Genomic DNA, 18,281 nt, shown 5'->3' with positions numbered 1-18,281 from the left:
CTCCCTCCGGCAGAACCCATTGCAAGACAACTTCGCCTATCTTCTCCCCTTCATCATGCTGACATTCGGCGTGGTGTTCCTGTTCCTGCAAAGGATCGGCCACGCTTCCGCCCGCTATTGGGGTATAGGATATCTTTCGGCGGCCTTCGGTTTTGCGACGCCTTTGGTGCTTGGCGGCCTGCCCTTCGAAATACAGGCGATTGTTTCGAACCTGTTGTTCTTCTCCGCCTTCTTCCTCTATGGCCACGCTCTGCTCGTCCATTTCGGGCGGCCGCTTTATATCACGGCCAGGCTGTCGATCGTGGTTGCCGCGGTTTTGCTGGTCTCTTTCCATGTTTTCGTCACGCCGGATCTGAAACGCGAGCTCGTCATCGGCGATCTCGTCTGCGCCCTTTTGCTCGCGATCCCGGTCTGGATCGTGCGGAAGCGGCCAGTGGCGCTTGCCGACAGGCTGATGGTGGGAATTGCCTGTCTTGTGGTGCTGGAGACGCTGGTACGCATCGGCATGCTGCTGGTGATGACGCCGAGCGGCTCGATGATCGAACTCAGCGAATTCTTCGAATCCGACTATGCTTTTTACATGCAGCTTGCCGCCAGCATCTTCGGTTTCCTGCTGGCGCTCTCCGTGCTCGCGAGTCAGATTTCCGTCACCGTCGACCGGCATCTGCATGCGGCAGAGCATGATCCGCTGACGGATGTGCTGAACCGGCGCGGCTTCGACCGCCGTGTTCCCGATTTTCGCAGCGATACCCCTGAGGGTGCGGTCATCGTCTGCGACATAGACCACTTCAAGCGTATCAACGATGTTTACGGTCATGCGGCCGGAGATATCGTTCTTATCGGCCTCTCCGATCTTCTCAGGCGAAATGCGCCCGAGGATGCGCTGGTGGCGCGCTTTGGCGGTGAGGAATTCGTGGTCTTCCTGCCCGGCCAGACAGCCGCCGCAGCCGGCCAGCTGGCCAATGGCATGCGGACAGGTCTTTCGTCGCTCGATTGGCGCAACCGGGGTGTAACCAGCCAGATTACCGCGAGCTTCGGTGTTTCGGCCGTCGCGAGGGGAGATCATTCCATTCATGACGCCATCAAGCGGGCCGATGACAGTCTCTATGCCGCAAAACGTGGCGGTCGCGATCAGGTCGTTCTGGAAGGCATACGTCTGCCGGCTGAAGGCCCTTCGCTGCGGGTCGTTACCAAGGGGTGACGCCTTGCGGAGCGGGTTATTTCCCGGCAGCGGCCGCGATGGCTGGCAGCAGGTCGCGCTCGACGCTGCGGGCGTCGAAGGGGCCGACCTTTTTATAAAGGATCGTGCCGTCCGCGCCGACCAGATAACTTTCCGGAATGCCATAGACGCCCCAGTCTATCGCGGCCTTGCCGTTCGGATCGACGCCTATCGCTGCAAAGGGATTGCCGAGTTCGCCGAGGAAGCGCAGCGCATTATCCTGCTTGTCCTTGTAATTGATGCCGACGACGGTAATGCGGCCGTCTTTCGCCAATTCCTGAAGCAGCGGATGCTCCTGCCGGCAGGGAATGCACCAGGAGGCGAAGACGTTCACCAAAGTCAGCTTGCCCTTGATGGCGGCATCGGTCAGCGCCGGCAGGTTGGAGCCCTCCAGCGGCGGTAGCGACAGGGTCGGCGCCCTGGTGCCGATCAGCGCCGAGGGAATGGCGCTGATATCCAGGCCGTTCACGTCCTGATCGTAGAGCATCTTGCCGGCGACGAGGGCGAAACCGCCGAACAGCAGCAACGGCAGAAGCGCAAGCGCATAGCGTGCACGGCCTGTCGTTTTGGCCTTGGTGTCGCGGTCAGCCTGCGTCATTGCGCGTCACCTGCGGAACCGGCTCTCGCTCTGCGGCGTATGCCGGATGCCTCTAGTTCCTTCAATTCCCGTTTGCGTGCCTGACCGTCCACGACGACCCAGGCGATGAGACAGAGAACGACAAGGCTGGTCGCCGCATAGGACATGCCGATATAAAAGGCGTGCGTCATCACTTCAGCCCTCCCGGTTCGCCATGCGCGCCGCGAGACGCCGCTGCGCGGCTACGCGCCGACGCCAGATTTCGTTGCGCATCGCGGCGATATGCAGGGTGAAGAACAGCAGCGTGAAACCCACGGCCATGGTCAGCAGCGGCCAGAGAAATTCCGCATCGATGGCGGAGCCGCCCATGCGGATGACGCTTGCCGGCTGGTGCAGCGTATTCCACCACTCGACCGAAAACTTGATGATGGGGATATTCACGAAACCGACGAGGATCAGCACGGCGCTGACGCGGGCGGCTCTCGACGGATCGTCCATGGCGCGGTTGAGCGCGATCAGCCCCAGATACATCAGGAAGAGGACGAAAACGGAGGTCAGCCGCGCATCCCAGACCCACCAGGTTCCCCACATGGGTTTACCCCAGAGCGAGCCGGTGATGAGCGCAATCAGCGTGAAGGCCGCGCCGATGGGGGCAGCGGCCTTGTGGCTGACATCCGCCAGCGGGTGACGCCAGACGAGGGTGCCGATAGCGGAGACCGCCATGACCGAATAACACATCATGGCAAGCCAGGCTGAGGGCACATGCACATACATGATGCGTACGGTATAACCCTGCTGGTAATCGCCTTCGGTGGTGAAGGACAGATAAAGACCGGCGGCCAGCACCAGCGCCGTCAAGGCAGCGAGCCATGGCAGAATGCGTGCCGCCAGCGCCAGAAACCGGGTGGGATTGGCGAGATCACTGAATTTGGTGATGGTGAAGGTCTGCTCGTTCATGCCGTTTGTGTAACCCGAGAATGGCCGCCCCGCAATTGATCCCTGTCAATCGGGGATCGTCTGGCGTGGTTTCATCAATCCATAACATTGCGCAGCGCCAAAGCGGCGAAGAAAGGTCCGGTCACGGCTGAAAATAACGTGATCGCACACAAAATGAGAAATGGCGGCATGAAGGGCGCCGGGTCCTGTACCGCCGCATAGGAGGCGCTGACGCCGAAGATCAGCACGGGAATGGCGAGCGGCAGGACGAGGATGGAAACCAGAAGCCCTCCGCGCGGCAGGGCAACGGCAACCGCCGCCCCCACTGCGCCGATGAAGGTGATGGCGGGCGAGCCGACGAGAAGGGTAAGCATCACGGCGCCGATCGCCATCTCGTCCATGTTCATGAAGAGGCCAAGCAGAGGGGAGGCAAGCACCAGCGGCAGACCGGTCGTGACCCAGTGTGCCAGGCATTTCACGAACACGGTCAGGACCAGCGGGGTTTCCTGCATCAGGATCAAATCGAGGGAGCCGTCATCCCGCTCGGCCTGAAACAGCCGGTCGAGGCCGAGAAGGGCGGAGAGCAGCGCGCCGATCCAGACGATGGCCGGGCCGATGCGCGCGAGCAGGTTGAGATCGGGGCCGACGCCGAAGGGAATGACGGCAACCACTGTCATGAAGAACAGCACGCCGATCAGCGCGCCGCCGCCGGCGCGGATGGAGAGTTTGATGTCGCGGAGGAGGAGGGCGATCATTGGGACGCCCTCGTGTTCGCGGCGTTACCCCCCTCTGCCCTGCCGGGCATCTCCCCCTCAGGGGGGGAGATCGGCAAGACGCTCTTCCACCACTCCATTATCAAGCGTTGAGATGGGCGAGACCTTGCCGTGAGTCGATCCCCCCCCTTGTGGGGGAGATGCCCGGCAGGGCAGAGGGGGGTATGCCCCGCGCACATCGTCCTCATGCCCAAGCCTCCACACCCGCAAACCCCGTCATCCGCAATTCCCGCGCATTCTCCAGCCCCAAAGGCTGATGCGTCGCGGCCAGAACGATACCGCCTTTCCCGAGGTGGTTTTTCACGAGATCGGTAAACATCCCGTCCGCTGCCTTGTCGAGCGCCGCCGTCGGCTCATCGAGAATCCACACCGGCCGCCATGCAATCAAAAGTTTCGCCATGGCAAAACGCCGCTGCTGGCCGGCGGAGAGATAACCGAAGGGCAGGTGGGTAATGCCGGCGAGGCCGACGATCTCCGCCGCCTCATCGATCGCCACGCCCGCACCGCCGGAAAAATCGCCGAGGAAGTCTTTCCAGAACCGGAGATTCTCCGAAACGGTCAGTTCGGTTTTCATCGCATTGCGATGGCCGAGATAATGGCAGGCCTCAGACGGGCGCATGTCAGCGTCTATTTCTTTGCCGGCTATCTTTATTCGTCCCTGTTCGGGCCGCAGCAGGCCGGCCACCGTGCGCAGCAGAGTGGATTTTCCTGAACCGTTGCGACCGGTCAGCACAAGAGCCTCACCGTCGCTTAACTTGAAGGAAATATTCATGAATATGAAATCTTCGCCGCGTCGCACGCCAAGATTTTCCGCCGTCAAATCCATGCTGCGGTTCCGATTACGATTTCGTCGTCTCGATCATAAAAAAATCGATTAGGTTCGTTGAATGGTCTGGCACGTTTTAGAGAAATTATCTATATGGGTGTCAACACGCCAGCGGCCGGCGTGAACATCATCTTGCGCCGGACTTGACGATTGCGAGGAGCAATTTTCACGTGCGGACAGCGGAAATGGTCGTACCCGCATCCTGATGTGCATGAGTGCATAGGTGTCCGCACGCACGTGTTGGCTATCAGAGTAAGCGGGGTTTTTATCCATGCCCAAATCACTCGACAGTTTCCAATGTCGTTCCGTCCTTACCGTTGACGGTAAGGAATACGTCTATTTCAGCCTTCCCAAGGCTGAAGCCAATGGCCTGAAGGGCGTTTCCAAGCTGCCCTATTCCATGAAGGTTCTGCTCGAAAACCTGCTGCGTTTCGAGGACGGCCAGTCCGTCACCAAGGAACACATTCTGGCGGTCTCCGAATGGCTGAACAACAAGGGCCTGACCGAAACCGAAATCGCCTATCGCCCCGCCCGCGTTCTGATGCAGGACTTTACCGGCGTTCCCGCCGTTGTCGACCTTGCCGCCATGCGTGACGGCATCAAGGCCCTTGGCGGCGATCCGGAAAAGATCAACCCGCTGGTTCCCGTCGATCTCGTCATCGACCACTCGGTCATCGTCGACGAATTCGGCACGCCGAGCGCCTTTGCCCGCAACGTTGAGCTGGAATATGAGCGCAACGGCGAGCGTTACCGCTTCCTGAAGTGGGGCCAGCAGGCGTTCGAGAATTTCCGTGTGGTTCCGCCCGGCACCGGCATCTGTCACCAGGTCAACCTCGAATATCTCGGCCAGACCGTCTGGACGAAGGAAGAGGATGGCGAGACGATTGCTTATCCGGATACCTGCGTCGGCACCGATTCGCACACGACCATGATCAATGGTCTCGGCGTTCTCGGCTGGGGCGTTGGCGGTATCGAGGCTGAAGCGGCCATGCTCGGCCAGCCGGTCTCCATGCTTTTGCCCGAGGTTATCGGCTTCAAGCTGACCGGCAAGGTGAAGGAAGGTGTGACCGCGACCGACCTCGTGCTGACCGTGGTTCAGATGCTGCGTAAGAAGGGCGTTGTCTCCAAATTCGTCGAATTCTTCGGCCCCGGCCTCGACTCGATGTCTCTGGCCGACCGCGCCACCATCGGCAATATGGGCCCGGAATATGGCGCGACCTGCGGCTTCTTCCCGGTCGATAGCGAGACCATCAATTACCTGACCATGTCCGGCCGTGCCAAGGACCGCATCGCGCTCGTCGAAGCCTATTCGAAGGCGCAGGACATGTGGCGCACAGGCGACGGTTCAGACCTCGTCTTCACCGACACGCTGGAACTCGACCTCGGCGACGTCGTGCCTTCCATGGCCGGCCCCAAGCGTCCGGAAGGCCGCCTGCCGCTCGAAACCATCGCGCCGAATTTCGCGACGGCTCTTGAAAACGACTATAAGAAGCCCGGCCAGCTTTCGAGCCGTTATGCGGTCGAAGGTGAGGCTTTCGATCTCGGTCACGGCGATGTAGCGATTGCCGCCATCACCTCCTGCACCAATACTTCCAACCCCTCGGTTCTCATCGCTGCCGGCCTTCTCGCCCGCAACGCCGTCGCCAAGGGGCTGAAGTCCAAGCCGTGGGTGAAGACGTCGCTGGCACCGGGATCGCAGGTCGTTGCCGAATATCTCGACAAGTCCGGTCTGCAGAAGGATCTCGACGCGATCGGCTTTAACCTCGTCGGCTTCGGCTGCACGACCTGCATCGGTAACTCCGGTCCGCTGCCGCCGGCGATCTCCAAGACGATCAACGACAAGGGCCTGATCACCGCCGGTGTTCTCTCGGGCAACCGCAACTTCGAGGGTCGTATTTCGCCGGATGTTCAGGCGAACTATCTGGCCTCGCCGCCGCTCGTCGTGGCCTATGCCCTTGCAGGCACGGTCCAGAAGGATCTGACGAAGGAGCCGATCGGCGACGATCGGAACGGCAATCCGGTCTACCTCAAGGATATCTGGCCGACCTCCAAGGAAATCCAGGAATTCATCCTGAAATACGTCACCCGTGAGCTTTACGAAACAAAGTATGCCGACGTGTTCAAGGGCGATGCGAACTGGCAGGCGGTTCAGGTTCCTCCGGGCCAGACCTATGCCTGGGACGACCAGTCGACCTATGTTCAGAACCCGCCCTATTTCGTCGGCATGGGCAAAAAGGGCTCGGGCCTCAAGAACATCAAGGGGGCGCGTGTCCTCGGTCTCTTCGGCGACAAGATCACCACCGACCATATTTCTCCGGCCGGTTCGATCAAGGCTGCTTCGCCTGCCGGTGCCTATCTGACGGAACATGGCGTCGCCGTTGCCGACTTCAACCAGTACGGCACGCGTCGCGGCAACCATGAAGTGATGATGCGCGGCACCTTCGCCAATATCCGCATCCGCAACCACATGCTCGGCCCGAACGGCAAGGAAGGTGGCTACACCATTCACTATCCGTCCAAGGAAGAGATGTCGATCTATGACGCGGCCATGAAATACAAGGCGGAAGGCGTCCCGCTCGTCATCTTCGCCGGTGTCGAATATGGTAACGGCTCGTCCCGCGACTGGGCGGCGAAGGGCACCAACCTGCTCGGCGTCAAGGCTGTCATCGCGCAGTCTTTCGAACGTATCCACCGTTCGAACCTCGTCGGCATGGGCGTCGTTCCCTTTGTCTTCGAGGAAGGCACGACCTGGGCGAGCCTCGATCTCAAAGGTGATGAAATCGTCGAGATCGACGGGCTCGAAGGCGAAATCAAGCCGCGTGAAAAGAAGATCGCCAAGATCACCTATAGCGACGGTTCGGTGAAGGAAGTTCCGCTTCTTTGCCGCATCGATACGCTGGATGAAGTGATCTACATGAGCAACGGCGGCATTTTGCAGACCGTTCTTCGCGATCTGGCCGCATAAAGCTTCAACAATCGAAGACGCCGGGAGAAATCCCGGCGTCTTTCCATTTCATCGTCTCTTTTTTTGTGATTGTCGCTCACCCCTTCGTGACTTTCTATTGAAGGGCAATAGACGTTATTTTCCGGTTTGCATCCCGGCAGGATTGATCGCATCAATTCGTCTGGATCTCTTCCGGACAAAGGTTTTTGTAATGCCGCTGAAATTCCCCCTGTCGATATGTCTTCTCGGCACGTTCCTCGTCACCTCCGCGCAGGCGCAGGAGGCCGTGAAGGGCGTCGTCGAATTGTTCACGTCGCAGGGATGCTCATCCTGCCCGCCGGCCGATGAAGCCCTGCGCAAGATGATCCAGAAGGGCGATGTCGTCGGTCTTTCCTACCATGTCGATTACTGGAACTATCTCGGCTGGACGGATTCGCTGGCGTCTAAGGAAAATACCGACCGGCAATATGGTTATATGCGCGCGCTCGGCCGTAACGGGGTCTATACGCCGCAGGCCATTCTGAACGGCCGCGACCATGTCAAGGGTGCCGATGTTCGCGGCATCTATGACAGGCTTGATGCGTTCAAGCGCGAGGGCAAGGGACTGAACGTGCCGGTCTCGTCGAAATTTGCCGGTGACGAGGTGGAGATCGATATTGGCGCCGGCAGCGGCAAGGCCGATGTCGTCGTTGCCTATTTCACGCGCGAACAGACCGTGGATGTGCAGAAGGGCGAAAACCAGGGGAAAAAAATGTCCTACTGGCACAGCGTCTATGATGTGCAGACAGTCGGCATGTGGGATGGTTCGCCGATGACGGTGAAGCTTCCGGCGAGCGTGGTGGCCAAGGTGAAAAAGGGCGGCTGCGCCGTGCTGTTGCAGACGGCCAATGCCGGCGGCGATCCCGCGGCAATCGTCGGCGCAAGTATTCTGCTTGGAAATGAAAACCCCTGATCGCCTGTCGGGCGATGGAAGATCCGGTCCGGGCATTGGGGGCTGGGGGTAAAGGGTCAATGCACCGGACCGGGTCATCTTGGTGCCTAGGCATCAATTGACAATAGGACTATTCCACCCAATTCGGGCCATGGTTTGACCGAAATACGGCAGCCCATGTGAAAATGGCTGCCTAAATGGTTACCATTTTTAACCCCTGCTTTTGCCGTTGGCAGCGCTTGTCGGAGAATCGGCGGGCGCAATTCTGTGCTGCCGTCTTCCGGTTCCGCTGCGCATCGAAGGCTTGTCAAACCTTTCCCGGAATTCCCTGTCCTGTGCGCCATGCCGGTGCAAAGACTTGCAATTTCGCCCTCTCAGGCTCACACTGCACGGATGATTTGGGTGGAATCGGAGGTATTGGATGACCGATCAACCGGATGTGCAGCAGGTGCAGACCGCTTCACGTGACAATTCCACCGTTATCGATCTCCGCGAATATAAAAAAAACAAGGACCCTTTGCCGGTCACCTTTCACCGCCGCGAGCTGGATGCGATCCTGCGCATCTATGGCCGCATGGTGGGCGAGGGCGAGTGGCGTGACTACGCCATCGATCACCTCAAGGAAAAGGCGGTGTTTTCCGTCTTCAAGCGTTCAGGTGAAATGCCGCTTTTCAGGATCGAGAAAAACCCCAAGCTGGCTGCGAAACAGGGCGCCTACTGCGTGGTGAATACGGATGGCCGCATTCTCAAACGTGGGCATGAGTTGCCGCAGGTTCTGAAGGTCTTCGACAAGGTTTTGAAGCTCATCGAGTGAGCTTTCGCAAAAGCGGACTGTCCGCCTCTGGCGGATAAGGGTGAAGAATCTTCCCAAATAAAAAGGCGGCCGAAGGGCCGCCTTTCGTATGTCTGGCAATCGAACTCTTAACCTTAGTCGTCGCGGTTTCCGAGAAACTGCAGGAGGAAGGTGAAGAGGTTGATGAAGTCGAGATACAGCGTCAGTGCGCCCATGATGGCCTTGCGGCCGGCCACGGCAACATCGTCAGCATCGAAATACATTTCCTTGATCTTCTGGGTGTCGTAGGCGGTCAGGCCTGCGAAGATCAGCACGCCGATCGCGGAAATCGCGAACTGCAGGGCGGAGGATGCAAGGAAGATATTGACGATGGAAGCGATGATGAGGCCGAACAGACCCATGATCAGGAACGAACCGAAACCGGAAAGGTCCTTCTTCGTCGTATAACCGTAAAGCGAGAGCGCGCCGAACGAGGCAGCGGTCACGAAGAACGTCTGCACGATGCTCTGGCCGGTGAAGACCAGGAAGATCGCCGACAGCGAGACGCCCATCAGCGCCGCATAGATCCAGAATGTCGTCTGGGCGGCGGAAACGCTCATGTTCTGGATACGGAAGCTAAGGAAGAAAACCAGTGCGAGCGGAGCCAGCATGACGACCCAGCGCAGCGGCGACGCATAGAGCAGCTGGGCGAAAGCCGGGTTGGAAGCGGCAAGCGTATAGGTGCCGAACGCTGCAACGCCGGTGATGACCAGAGCCAGCGCCATCAGGTTATAAACCTTGAGCATATAGGCGCGAAGACCTTCATCGATCATCGCACCAGTCTGTGCACGGGTCTGCGCCATGCGGTTCTGGTAGTTATTGAAGTCAGCCATTGTTTCCTCTTTTGAGCTCCGTGATTGCTACGGTGTCGGGATACCTCCCGGGCGCCGCTGCGGAGCTTCAGCAAGCCTGATCAAGAATATGATGGCAGAACGTGTTCTATACAAGGCCTTTTCCCGTCGAAAAGACACCATATGCGCGAAAAGCGCTCACGTTTTGGCGATCATTACAAAGAATTAATCGTTAAAGTTAAGCGGCGCACAACCGACGATCATTCACCTGCCTGCCGGAGAACCGGGGCCGCTTTCTGCCCGAGAATCCGCCATGTGCCGATGAGGCCGATGCCCACCGTCATGACGAGGGCGACGACGAGGGTGCCGATCGCCACATCCGGCAGGAAGCTGGAGGGCAGCTTCATGATGCGGGCGATCACGAACCATGCGGAGACGCCGCCGGCGAAAAGTGCGAAGACGGCGGTGGCGAGGCCGAGCATCATATATTCGTAAGAGAAGGCGCGGATGAGCAGGTTTCGTGTGCCGCCCAGCGTTTTCAGGATGACCGCGTCATGGGTACGGGCGCGGTTTCCGGCGGCAAGAGCGCCGGCGAGAACCAGGACGGAGGCGATGAGGGCAACGGCTGCGGCGGCGCGAATGGCGGTGGCAAGCTGGCCGACAAGCCGGTTGACGACGTCGAGCGCATCTTTCACGCGTACGCTCGTGATTGTCGGATAGGCGTTGGTGACGGCGCGCAGGATACGGCCTTCGTCGGCGGCGGTTGCGGAAGGGTCGGCGAGTGTCGCCAGCCATGCATGCGGCGCGCCGCGGAAGGTGTTTGGCGAAAACACCATGACGAAATTGATCGACAGGGATTCCCATTCGACATTGCGCAGATTGGCGATCCTTGCCGTTATGCTGCGGCCGAGCACGTTGACGGTCACCGTGTCGCCAATCTTGAGACCCAGTTCCCCGGCTTCCTCGGCCGCGAAGGAGACCAGCGGCTCGCCGCTATAGTCCGGTCCCCACCAGCTTCCTTCTGTGAGAGTCGCATTTTCGGGAATATCCTGCGAATAGGTGATACCCCGGTCGCCGCGCAGCACCCAGCGTCCGGCCGGAGGTACCTCCATCTTCGTGACGTCCTCGCCGTTGAGCGCCAGGATGCGGCCGCGCAGCATCGGCACTTCGGTCAGCGCGCCTTCCGGCGCTTCCCGCTTCAGAAGGTCGCGGAAGCCCTGAAGTTCGCTGCCCTGAATATCCACGAAGAAGAAATTCGGTGCGCGGTCCGGCAGGCTGTCCGTCAGTTCGCGGCGCAGATTGCCGTCGATCAGCGTGAGCGTCACGAGCAGGGTCAGGCCGAGGCCGAGCGAAAGGACGACGGAGGGGGTGAGCGCGCCTGGCCGGTGAATATTACCGATCGCCAGTCTGAGCGCAGCCGAATGAACGCGCGGACTGCGCTTGGCGATGGCTTTCACACCGGAGGCAACGAGCCGCAGCACCACGAAGGCAAAAGCGATGGCGGCAAGGAAGACCGAGGCGATGAAGCGGTCTTCCGCCGAGAAGATGGCCAGCGCGGCGAGCGCCGCCAGCAGCAGGCCGGTTGCGGCCAGGTAGGGCCAGGATGGCCAGCTGCCCTCCTCGAAACCCTGTTCGCGGAAAAGCACCGTTGCCGGCACTTCGCGCGCCTGGCCAAGCGGCACGATGGCGAAAGCGAGCGTCGTCAGGAGGCCGAACAGGGCGGCGAGGCCGAGCGCGCCGGGATAGAAGGCAAGCTCCTCCGGCACAGGCAATACGCCCTCCAGAAACCGCATGGCGATGAGGGGCGCGACGGCGCCGACGACAAGGCCGATGACGATGCCGACGGCGGCGATGAAGGCGATCTGGAAGAGATAGGTCATGGTGACCACCGAGGCCGGTGCGCCTAAGCATTTCAACGAAGCGATGGTGGTGCGCTTGGAATCCAGAAACGCGCGAACGGCATTGGCAACGCCGACACCGCCGACGATGAGGGCGGTGAGGCCCACCAGCGTCAGGAATTGCGAGAAGCGATTGACGTTTTCGGTGAGCGATGGGGCCGCCCGGTCACTGGTGCGGATGGACCAGCCGGCATCGGGAAAGGCCTTGTTGGCCGCATCGGTCATCGTTGACCGTGCCGAAGGATCGTTCAGCCTGATCTTGTAGGCGTGTTCGACCAGACTGCCGTTCTGAACGAGGCCCGAGGCGAAAAGGGCGTCGCGACTGACCATCAGTCGTGGCGCAAAACCGAAACCATCGGAGAGAGCATCCGGCTCGTCGACCACGGTGCCGGTCAGTTTCAGCTTCACATTGCCGAGCAGGATTTCATCGCCGACCTTGATGCCGAGCCGTTCCAGCAGAAGCGGTGCGGCAATGGCGCCATAGGTGTCGCCGTTCCCGACCAGAAGCTCGCTCAGCGGTCGGTTGGGTTCGGCTACGAAGGCGCCATAGAGCGGGTAAGCGCCATCGATAGCCTTCACTTCCGTCAGGGTCTGTTCAGACCCGTCGGCAAGGCGGGCCATGGAGCGCAGCCCGGTGGAAACTGCGACGGTGCCGAGGCTGTCTAGATAGGCCCGTTCTTCTTGTGTCGCTTCCCTGTTGCGCAGTTCGAAACGCACATCGCCTGCCAATATTGACTGACCTTCGGTGGCGATGGCGCTGGTGACCGCGCGCGAGACGGAATTGACGGCGGCGATGGCGCCGGTTCCAAGCGCGATGCAGGCGAGGAAAATGTAAAAGCCGCGTAACCCGCCGCGAATTTCGCGCCGCGCGAGCCTTGCGGCGTTTCTGATATTGGCAAGAGACGGGATAATGGGTCCGGTCATGCCGACACCGCCCGCGCCATATGGGAGGTGGCGCTGTCGCCCTCTATCTCGCCGGAGCGCACCTTGATCTGGCGTGAGCACCGGGCGGCAAGCGACGGATCGTGGGTGACAAGGATCATCGTCATGCCGCGTTCGGCCTGTTTGGCAAAGAGAAGATCGGCGATCTGCCTGCCGGTATCGGTATCGAGATTGCCGGTCGGTTCGTCAGCAATCAGCACGGCCGGTGAGGGGGCAAGCGCGCGGGCGATGGCGACACGCTGCTGTTCGCCGCCGGAGAGCTGGCCGGGATAGTGGTTGAGGCGTTCGCCGAGACCGACGGCGACGAGCTCGCGTCTGGCGATCTCGAAAGGGTTCGGGGTGTTTGCCAGTTCGAGCGGAACCGCAACGTTTTCCAGGGCCGTCATATTGGCGATGAGATGGAAGGACTGGAAAACAATGCCGATATTCCGGCCACGAAAATCCGCCAGCGCGTCCTCGCCGAGCTTGTGCAGTTCCGTATCCGCGATGATGATTTCACCGCTATCGAGCCTCTCGAGACCGGCAAGCACCATCAGAAGTGTCGACTTTCCCGACCCAGAGGGGCCGACGATACCAACCGCCTCGCTCTCTCCGATTGAAAGATCGATGTTCTTGAGAACGTGAACGGAGGCGGCGGCATTGCCGAGCGTGAGGTCGGCTTTCTTCAGCTCTATGATGCTTTTCGTCACAATTCTCGTTCCTATATAGGGTGATGAAAACGGTCTGGCGGTCGATGCGGTCGGTATTTCAGACAATGGGAACCAAGTTAGGAAAGCCGTGATGAGATTTAAAGCTGCCCTGTTTCACTTCATCGTCATTTTTGCCGCCGCCTTTTCCGCAACTGTTGTCCTGGCTCAGGAGCGGACATTGCAGTTGGTCGGACTCGGCGACAGCCTGATGGCCGGCTATCAGCTTCCCCCCAACGACAGCTACACCGCACAGCTTGAGGCTGCATTAAAGGGCAAGGGCGCCAATGTCGCCATCGCCAATGCCGGTGTGTCCGGCGATACCTCTTCCGGTGGTCTGGCGCGGGCGGAATGGTCGGTTCCCGACGGTACGGATGGGGTTATCCTGGAACTCGGCGCCAATGACGCTCTGCGCGGAATTCCCCCGGAACAGACCGAAAAGAACCTCGACACCATCATTTCCGGTTTTCAGAAGCGCAACATAGCCGTGTTGCTGGTCGGCATTATGGCGCCGCCGAATATGGGCGATGATTATGCCAGCCGCTTCAATCCGATCTTCCCGAAGCTCGCCGGAAAATACAACCTGCCGCTTTATCCTTTCTTTCTGGATGGCGTGGTGACGGACGATGCGCTGAAGCTGGATGACAAGATGCACCCCAATACCAGGGGTGTGGCGATGATGGTCGAAAAATCTTTGCCGGCTGTTGAAAGCTTCATCACGACAATCGGTGCGCAAAAAAAATAAGCACTTGCGCCCGCCTGCATTGCGTGATTCGCTATGCTTGTTCTGCCAAGAGATTCGGGGAGCTCGCCATGCCGAGACTGTTTACCGCCCTCGAAATTCCGCGCAATGCGGCTATGAGCCTCTCATTGTTGCGCGGTGGTCTGCCGGGAGCCCGGTGGATCGATGTGGAGAATTATCACATAACCCTGCGTTTTATCGGTGACATCGACGGGCGGACCGCCGATGAGGTCGTGGACAGGCTGGACCGGATCGAAAGGCCGGAATTCCAGCTCAGTCTCACCGGTATGGGGTCCTTCGGTTCCAAGAAACCGCATTCCATCTGGGCCGGGGTTTCTCCCTCTCCGGAAATGCATGCGCTTCAGGCGGAAATCGAGCGGATCTGCCAAAGGATCGGTCTCCCACCCGATCCGCGCAAGTTCATGCCGCATGTCACGCTGGCGCGGTTGCGCTCCTCCCGCGTCGACGATGTGGTGCAGTATCTTTCCGGACGCGGCAACTTCCGCACCTCGCCCTTCACGGTCGGCCGTTTCGTGCTGATGTCGTCGAAGGAATCGGTGGGCGGCGGACCCTATATCGTTGAAGAGGCGTTTCCGCTTCACGAGGCGCGGTCCAGCTCCATCTTTTCGAGCAACGATCTGCATCCTGCCAAGAGCATGTTGTAGACCTTGAGGAACCCATCCTCGGCCCCGTAATAGGGATCGGGGACGTTCTCGCGGCGGCCAGTGGCATAGTCCATGAAGAGATGGATCTTGTGCCGCTGCCTTTCCGGGCTCGATTGCAGCAGGTTCGCCAGATTGTTTTCGTCCATGGCGAGTATCAGGTCGAAGGTCTCGAAATCCGCAGGGGTGACCTGTCTCGCCCGCTGCCGGGAAATATCGACGCCATGCCGTCGCGCCATGGCGATGGATCGGGGATCGGGCGCATCACCCGCGTGCCAGCCGCCAGTGCCGGCGGAATCGACGGTAAGCCGATCAGACATGGCCGCGCCGTCGGCAAGGTGTCTCAAAACCCCTTCGGCCAGCGGTGAACGGCAGATATTGCCCATGCAGACAAAAAGAATAGCTGTATGTTTCATGGAATATGCGTCGATCCGGTCGTTGAAGCGTTAATGGGTCTCAAGCGGAGGCAAGTTCATGAAATATCCCAGACTCGAGCCGGACGCCATCCGGCAGGCCCTGTCGAAACTCGAGGGCTGGTCCCTGCGCGAAGATGGGGCGGCAATCGTCCGTTCCTTCAAGTTTTCAAGTTTTGCGGAAGCCTTCGGTTTCATGGCCGAATCCGCACTTGTCGCGGAAAGGCTCAATCACCATCCCGAATGGTCCAATGTCTATTCGCGGGTCAAGGTCTGCCTTACCACCCATGATTCGCAGGGTGTGACGGAGCGGGATTTTCTTCTGGCCGAGGCCATGCAGAAGGCGGCTGCGGGTCGAAGCAATTGAACGGCGGACCTTAAATCCCATATAATAGCCGTGACCGGAGGACCGTCGATCATGGATGATGTGAAAATCGGTGAAATTCTTCTGCCGGGTGAAACCGACAGGCAGCAGGAGCGCGAGACTGTGGTGCGGGCGAAATTCTGGCCCAAGCTGAAGCGCGTTATGTCGAAGGTGCCTTTCGCACGCGATGCGGCGGCTGCCTATTATTGCGCGATCGACCGCGATACGCCGCTGCGCGCCAAGGGTATCATTCTGGCGGCGCTCGCCTATTTCATCATGCCGATGGATGCGATGCCGGATGTGCTGGCCGTTATCGGATTCACCGATGATATTGCCGTCATCACGGCGGCGCTCGCCATGATCCGCGCCCATATCAAGATGGAGCATTACGAGGCGGCTGACGCCATGCTGAAACGGCAGCAGGAAGCCGGGTAACGCCTCTGTGATCTGCCTGTTCGGGTGAGCCAGACGGGCGACAAATTCTTGCCTGAATTTATGTGTCATACACACGGAGGAAGGGTGTTTCGCGCCCTTCTCCTCAGGGCGTCGGGAGTCGCCAATCTGTAACACCGCAAGACGTTTCCGGCATTTTATGCGTGTTGTTGACGGTTTGGTAACCGCTTCCCGACCACAATGAGAAAAGACGATCCGCACCTGAACGTGGCCGATCCAGAAACTGGGCTCGCCGATGCTTCGGGCCAATGGAAGACAATAACCCGGCAGGAAATTCTATGTTTGTAAGAAGTGTAGCAACCGCAGCGGCCATTTTGCTGACCAGCGTCGGCGTAGCATCTGCACAGTCGCCCACGCGCATCCAGCAGTTCAATGCATGGGGTGCCTATTCGTACAAATCGGGCAACAGCACCGTCTGCTACGTTCTTTCCATTCCGACCGCCAAGGAACCGGCAAGCGTCGATCACGGCGATATCTTCTTCATCGTCTCGCAGCGTCCGGGCCAGAACATTTCCTATGAGCCGCAGGCCATGGTGGGTTATCCGCTGAAGCAGGGCTCCAAGGTCAATGTGACGATCGACAACAAGAACTTCGTCATGTTCACCAAGGACAAGGCCGCCTGGGTTGAAAACGCCGCTGAAGAACCGGCGCTCGTTGCCGCCATGAAGGGCGGCAAGTCGATGACCGTCAAGGCAGTTTCCGGCCGTGGCACCGCGACCTCCTATTCCTATTCGCTGTCGGGTATTTCGGCGGCTCTCAAGCAGATCGAGAGCTGCAAGTAACCCTTACGCTTTATTGCATTCAACGATGGCCGGTCATTGACCGGCCATTTGCGTTTTTGCTTGTTTGATGCTAAAGGCGCGGCAACATTGACAGGCGGATGCGCGAAAAGTGCTCCGCCTTTGATTTTCTCGACATGCAGACGATTTTCCGCCTATCCGAAAGGCTGGTCGTGCGATGCATGGAATGGTGGGATAGCGTAATGTCCGTAATGCAAGCCCCTGCCGGCCTGGCAGTCAAAACCCCGCTGATCGCCAATAGCGATCTGATGTCCGGCAAGCCGTCGCTGATCGGCCTGACGCGTGAGGACATGGGCGAGGCGCTGGCCGAAATCGGCGTGCCGCAGAAGCAGGTGAAGATGCGCGTCAGCCAGTTGTGGAACTGGCTTTATGTGCGCGGCGTCTCCGATTTCGATAATATGACCAATGTCGCCAAGGAGCTTCGCGAGAAGCTGAAGGCGGCCTTCACCATTGCCCGCCCGGAAATCGTCGAAGAGCAGATCTCCAATGACGGTACCCGCAAATGGCTGATGCGGTTCCCGCCGCGCGGTGCGGGACGTCCGGTCGAAATCGAGACGGTCTATATTCCCGAAGAGGGTCGCGGCACGCTGTGCATTTCGAGCCAGGTGGGCTGTTCGCTGACCTGTTCCTTCTGTCACACCGGCACCCAGCGCCTCGTGCGCAACCTGACGGCTGAGGAAATTCTCTCCCAGCTTCTGCTGGCCCGTGATCGGCTCGGTGATTTTCCCGATGGTTCGACGCCGGTTGGCGCTTATGTGCCGAGCGAAGGCCGCAAGGTTTCCAACATCGTGATGATGGGCATGGGCGAGCCGCTCTATAATTTCGAGCATGTGAAGACCGCACTTCTGATTGCCACCGATGGCGATGGCCTGTCGCTCTCCAAGCGTCGCGTCACGCTCTCTACCTCGGGTGTTGTGCCGGAAATCTTCCGCACCGGCGATGAGATCGGCGTCATGCTGGCGATTTCGCTGCATGCGGTGCGTGACGAGTTGCGCGACATGCTGGTGCCGATCAACAAGAAATATCCGCTGAAGGAACTGATCGAGGCCTGCCGTAAATATCCGGGCCTCTCCAACGCCCGCCGCATTACCTTCGAATATGTGATGCTGAAGGATGTGAATGACAGTCTGGAAGACGCCAAGATGCTGGTGCAGCTTCTGAAGGGCGTTCCGGCCAAGATCAACCTCATTCCGTTCAACCCATGGCCGGGCACGAACTATCAGTGCTCGGACTGGGCGCAGATCGAGAAGTTCGCCGATTTCATCAATCAGGCGGGTTATGCTTCGCCGATCCGCACGCCGCGCGGTCGCGATATTCTCGCTGCCTGCGGCCAGCTGAAGTCGGAATCGGAGCGCATGCGCAAGACCGAAAGGTTGGCTTTCGAGGCGATGATGATCGCCAACCATGGCGCGGATGACTGAATAAGCCGCAATTGCCGCCTGAAAGCTTGTTTTGCAGCGGTCTCCGATTGATTTCGGGCTGTCTTGTTCCT

General features: G+C 59.4%; 19 protein-coding genes. 10 read left to right on the top strand and 9 right to left on the bottom strand.

The window, feature by feature from the left end; all coding sequences use genetic code 11:
- Window positions 1-19: 19 nt before the first annotated feature.
- Window positions 20-1,201 (top strand): GGDEF domain-containing protein, encoded by a 1,182-nt coding sequence (locus ACQZ60_RS21710; protein WP_269828505.1) that lies wholly within the window; start codon window positions 20-22, stop codon window positions 1,199-1,201.
- A gap of 16 nt (window positions 1,202-1,217) precedes the next feature.
- Here the strand turns inward: ACQZ60_RS21710 and ACQZ60_RS21705 are convergent, their stop codons facing one another.
- The 5 genes from ACQZ60_RS21705 to ccmA form a co-directional block, all read right to left on the bottom strand.
- Window positions 1,218-1,817: a DsbE family thiol:disulfide interchange protein gene (locus tag ACQZ60_RS21705; protein WP_059762656.1), complete on the bottom strand. Its 600-nt coding sequence runs from the start codon at window positions 1,815-1,817 to the stop codon at window positions 1,218-1,220.
- On the bottom strand, window positions 1,814-1,987 hold the full coding sequence (ccmD, locus tag ACQZ60_RS21700) for a heme exporter protein CcmD (protein WP_035261526.1): 174 nt from the start codon (window positions 1,985-1,987) through the stop codon (window positions 1,814-1,816). Before ccmD ends, ACQZ60_RS21705 begins: the two co-directional genes overlap by 4 nt.
- Before the next feature lie 4 nt (window positions 1,988-1,991).
- Window positions 1,992-2,753, bottom strand: coding sequence for a heme ABC transporter permease (locus ACQZ60_RS21695; RefSeq protein WP_003520523.1), 762 nt, complete (start codon window positions 2,751-2,753; stop codon window positions 1,992-1,994).
- Window positions 2,754-2,827: 74 nt separating this feature from the next.
- Window positions 2,828-3,487, bottom strand: a complete 660-nt coding sequence (gene ccmB / locus ACQZ60_RS21690; RefSeq protein ID WP_059762654.1) for a heme exporter protein CcmB — start codon at window positions 3,485-3,487, stop codon at window positions 2,828-2,830.
- A 202-nt stretch (window positions 3,488-3,689) separates the two neighbouring features.
- Window positions 3,690-4,331: a heme ABC exporter ATP-binding protein CcmA gene (gene ccmA, locus ACQZ60_RS21685; RefSeq protein ID WP_035263230.1), complete on the bottom strand. Its 642-nt coding sequence runs from the start codon at window positions 4,329-4,331 to the stop codon at window positions 3,690-3,692.
- Window positions 4,332-4,602: 271 nt separating this feature from the next.
- Here ccmA and acnA point away from each other — a divergent pair, with 271 nt between their 5' ends.
- The 3 genes from acnA to ACQZ60_RS21670 all read left to right on the top strand — a co-directional run bounded on the left by acnA (window position 4,603) and on the right by ACQZ60_RS21670 (window position 9,020).
- Window positions 4,603-7,296: an aconitate hydratase AcnA gene (acnA, locus tag ACQZ60_RS21680; RefSeq protein ID WP_035263231.1), complete on the top strand. Its 2,694-nt coding sequence runs from the start codon at window positions 4,603-4,605 to the stop codon at window positions 7,294-7,296.
- A 190-nt stretch (window positions 7,297-7,486) separates the two neighbouring features.
- Complete coding sequence (locus ACQZ60_RS21675; RefSeq protein ID WP_003523168.1) at window positions 7,487-8,227, top strand: DUF1223 domain-containing protein; 741 nt, start codon at window positions 7,487-7,489, stop codon at window positions 8,225-8,227.
- 400 nt (window positions 8,228-8,627) lie between these two features.
- Complete coding sequence (locus tag ACQZ60_RS21670) at window positions 8,628-9,020, top strand: DUF2794 domain-containing protein (protein WP_003523170.1); 393 nt, start codon at window positions 8,628-8,630, stop codon at window positions 9,018-9,020.
- A gap of 113 nt (window positions 9,021-9,133) precedes the next feature.
- Here ACQZ60_RS21670 and ACQZ60_RS21665 read toward each other — a convergent pair whose 3' ends face one another.
- The 3 genes from ACQZ60_RS21665 to ACQZ60_RS21655 all read right to left on the bottom strand — a co-directional run bounded on the left by ACQZ60_RS21665 (window position 9,134) and on the right by ACQZ60_RS21655 (window position 13,358).
- Complete coding sequence (locus ACQZ60_RS21665; RefSeq protein WP_035263233.1) at window positions 9,134-9,871, bottom strand: Bax inhibitor-1/YccA family protein; 738 nt, start codon at window positions 9,869-9,871, stop codon at window positions 9,134-9,136.
- A 218-nt stretch (window positions 9,872-10,089) separates the two neighbouring features.
- A complete protein-coding gene (locus ACQZ60_RS21660; protein ID WP_448736109.1) occupies window positions 10,090-12,651 on the bottom strand; it encodes an ABC transporter permease in 2,562 nt (853 codons plus the stop codon).
- The gene (locus ACQZ60_RS21655; protein ID WP_035263238.1) at window positions 12,648-13,358 is read right to left on the bottom strand and encodes an ABC transporter ATP-binding protein; all 711 of its coding nucleotides are present in this window, start codon (window positions 13,356-13,358) and stop codon (window positions 12,648-12,650) included. The genes ACQZ60_RS21660 and ACQZ60_RS21655 overlap by 4 nt, the downstream gene beginning before the upstream one ends.
- Window positions 13,359-13,449: 91 nt before the next feature.
- On the opposite strand from ACQZ60_RS21655, the gene ACQZ60_RS21650 reads away from it, so the two are divergent.
- Both ACQZ60_RS21650 and thpR read left to right on the top strand, forming a co-directional pair.
- Complete coding sequence (locus tag ACQZ60_RS21650; protein ID WP_035263240.1) at window positions 13,450-14,100, top strand: arylesterase; 651 nt, start codon at window positions 13,450-13,452, stop codon at window positions 14,098-14,100.
- Window positions 14,101-14,168: 68 nt separating this feature from the next.
- On the top strand, window positions 14,169-14,762 hold the full coding sequence (gene thpR, locus ACQZ60_RS21645; protein WP_003523177.1) for an RNA 2',3'-cyclic phosphodiesterase: 594 nt from the start codon (window positions 14,169-14,171) through the stop codon (window positions 14,760-14,762).
- On the opposite strand, the gene ACQZ60_RS21640 is transcribed toward thpR, so the two are convergent.
- On the bottom strand, window positions 14,696-15,175 hold the full coding sequence (locus ACQZ60_RS21640; protein WP_080707323.1) for a low molecular weight protein-tyrosine-phosphatase: 480 nt from the start codon (window positions 15,173-15,175) through the stop codon (window positions 14,696-14,698). The genes thpR and ACQZ60_RS21640 overlap by 67 nt on opposite strands.
- A 58-nt stretch (window positions 15,176-15,233) precedes the next feature.
- Here ACQZ60_RS21640 and ACQZ60_RS21635 point away from each other — a divergent pair, with 58 nt between their 5' ends.
- The 4 genes from ACQZ60_RS21635 to rlmN all read left to right on the top strand — a co-directional run bounded on the left by ACQZ60_RS21635 (window position 15,234) and on the right by rlmN (window position 18,210).
- Window positions 15,234-15,539 carry a 4a-hydroxytetrahydrobiopterin dehydratase gene (locus tag ACQZ60_RS21635; protein WP_003505045.1) on the top strand — a complete coding sequence of 102 codons (306 nt, stop codon included), beginning with the start codon at window positions 15,234-15,236 and terminating at the stop codon, window positions 15,537-15,539.
- Window positions 15,540-15,590: 51 nt separating this feature from the next.
- Window positions 15,591-15,971, top strand: coding sequence for a YkvA family protein (locus tag ACQZ60_RS21630; RefSeq protein WP_035263242.1), 381 nt, complete (start codon window positions 15,591-15,593; stop codon window positions 15,969-15,971).
- A 296-nt stretch (window positions 15,972-16,267) separates the two neighbouring features.
- A complete protein-coding gene (locus ACQZ60_RS21625; RefSeq protein WP_003523183.1) occupies window positions 16,268-16,771 on the top strand; it encodes an invasion associated locus B family protein in 504 nt (167 codons plus the stop codon).
- Window positions 16,772-17,037: 266 nt separating this feature from the next.
- Window positions 17,038-18,210 carry a 23S rRNA (adenine(2503)-C(2))-methyltransferase RlmN gene (rlmN, locus tag ACQZ60_RS21620; RefSeq protein WP_078052458.1) on the top strand — a complete coding sequence of 391 codons (1,173 nt, stop codon included), beginning with the start codon at window positions 17,038-17,040 and terminating at the stop codon, window positions 18,208-18,210.
- The last annotated feature ends 71 nt before the right edge of the window (window positions 18,211-18,281 follow it).

The sequence above is a fragment of the Agrobacterium sp. 22-223-1 genome, assembly GCF_053522385.1.
The sequence above is the reverse complement of the archived record's forward strand: the minus strand, read 5'-3'. Positions and strand labels throughout refer to the sequence as shown.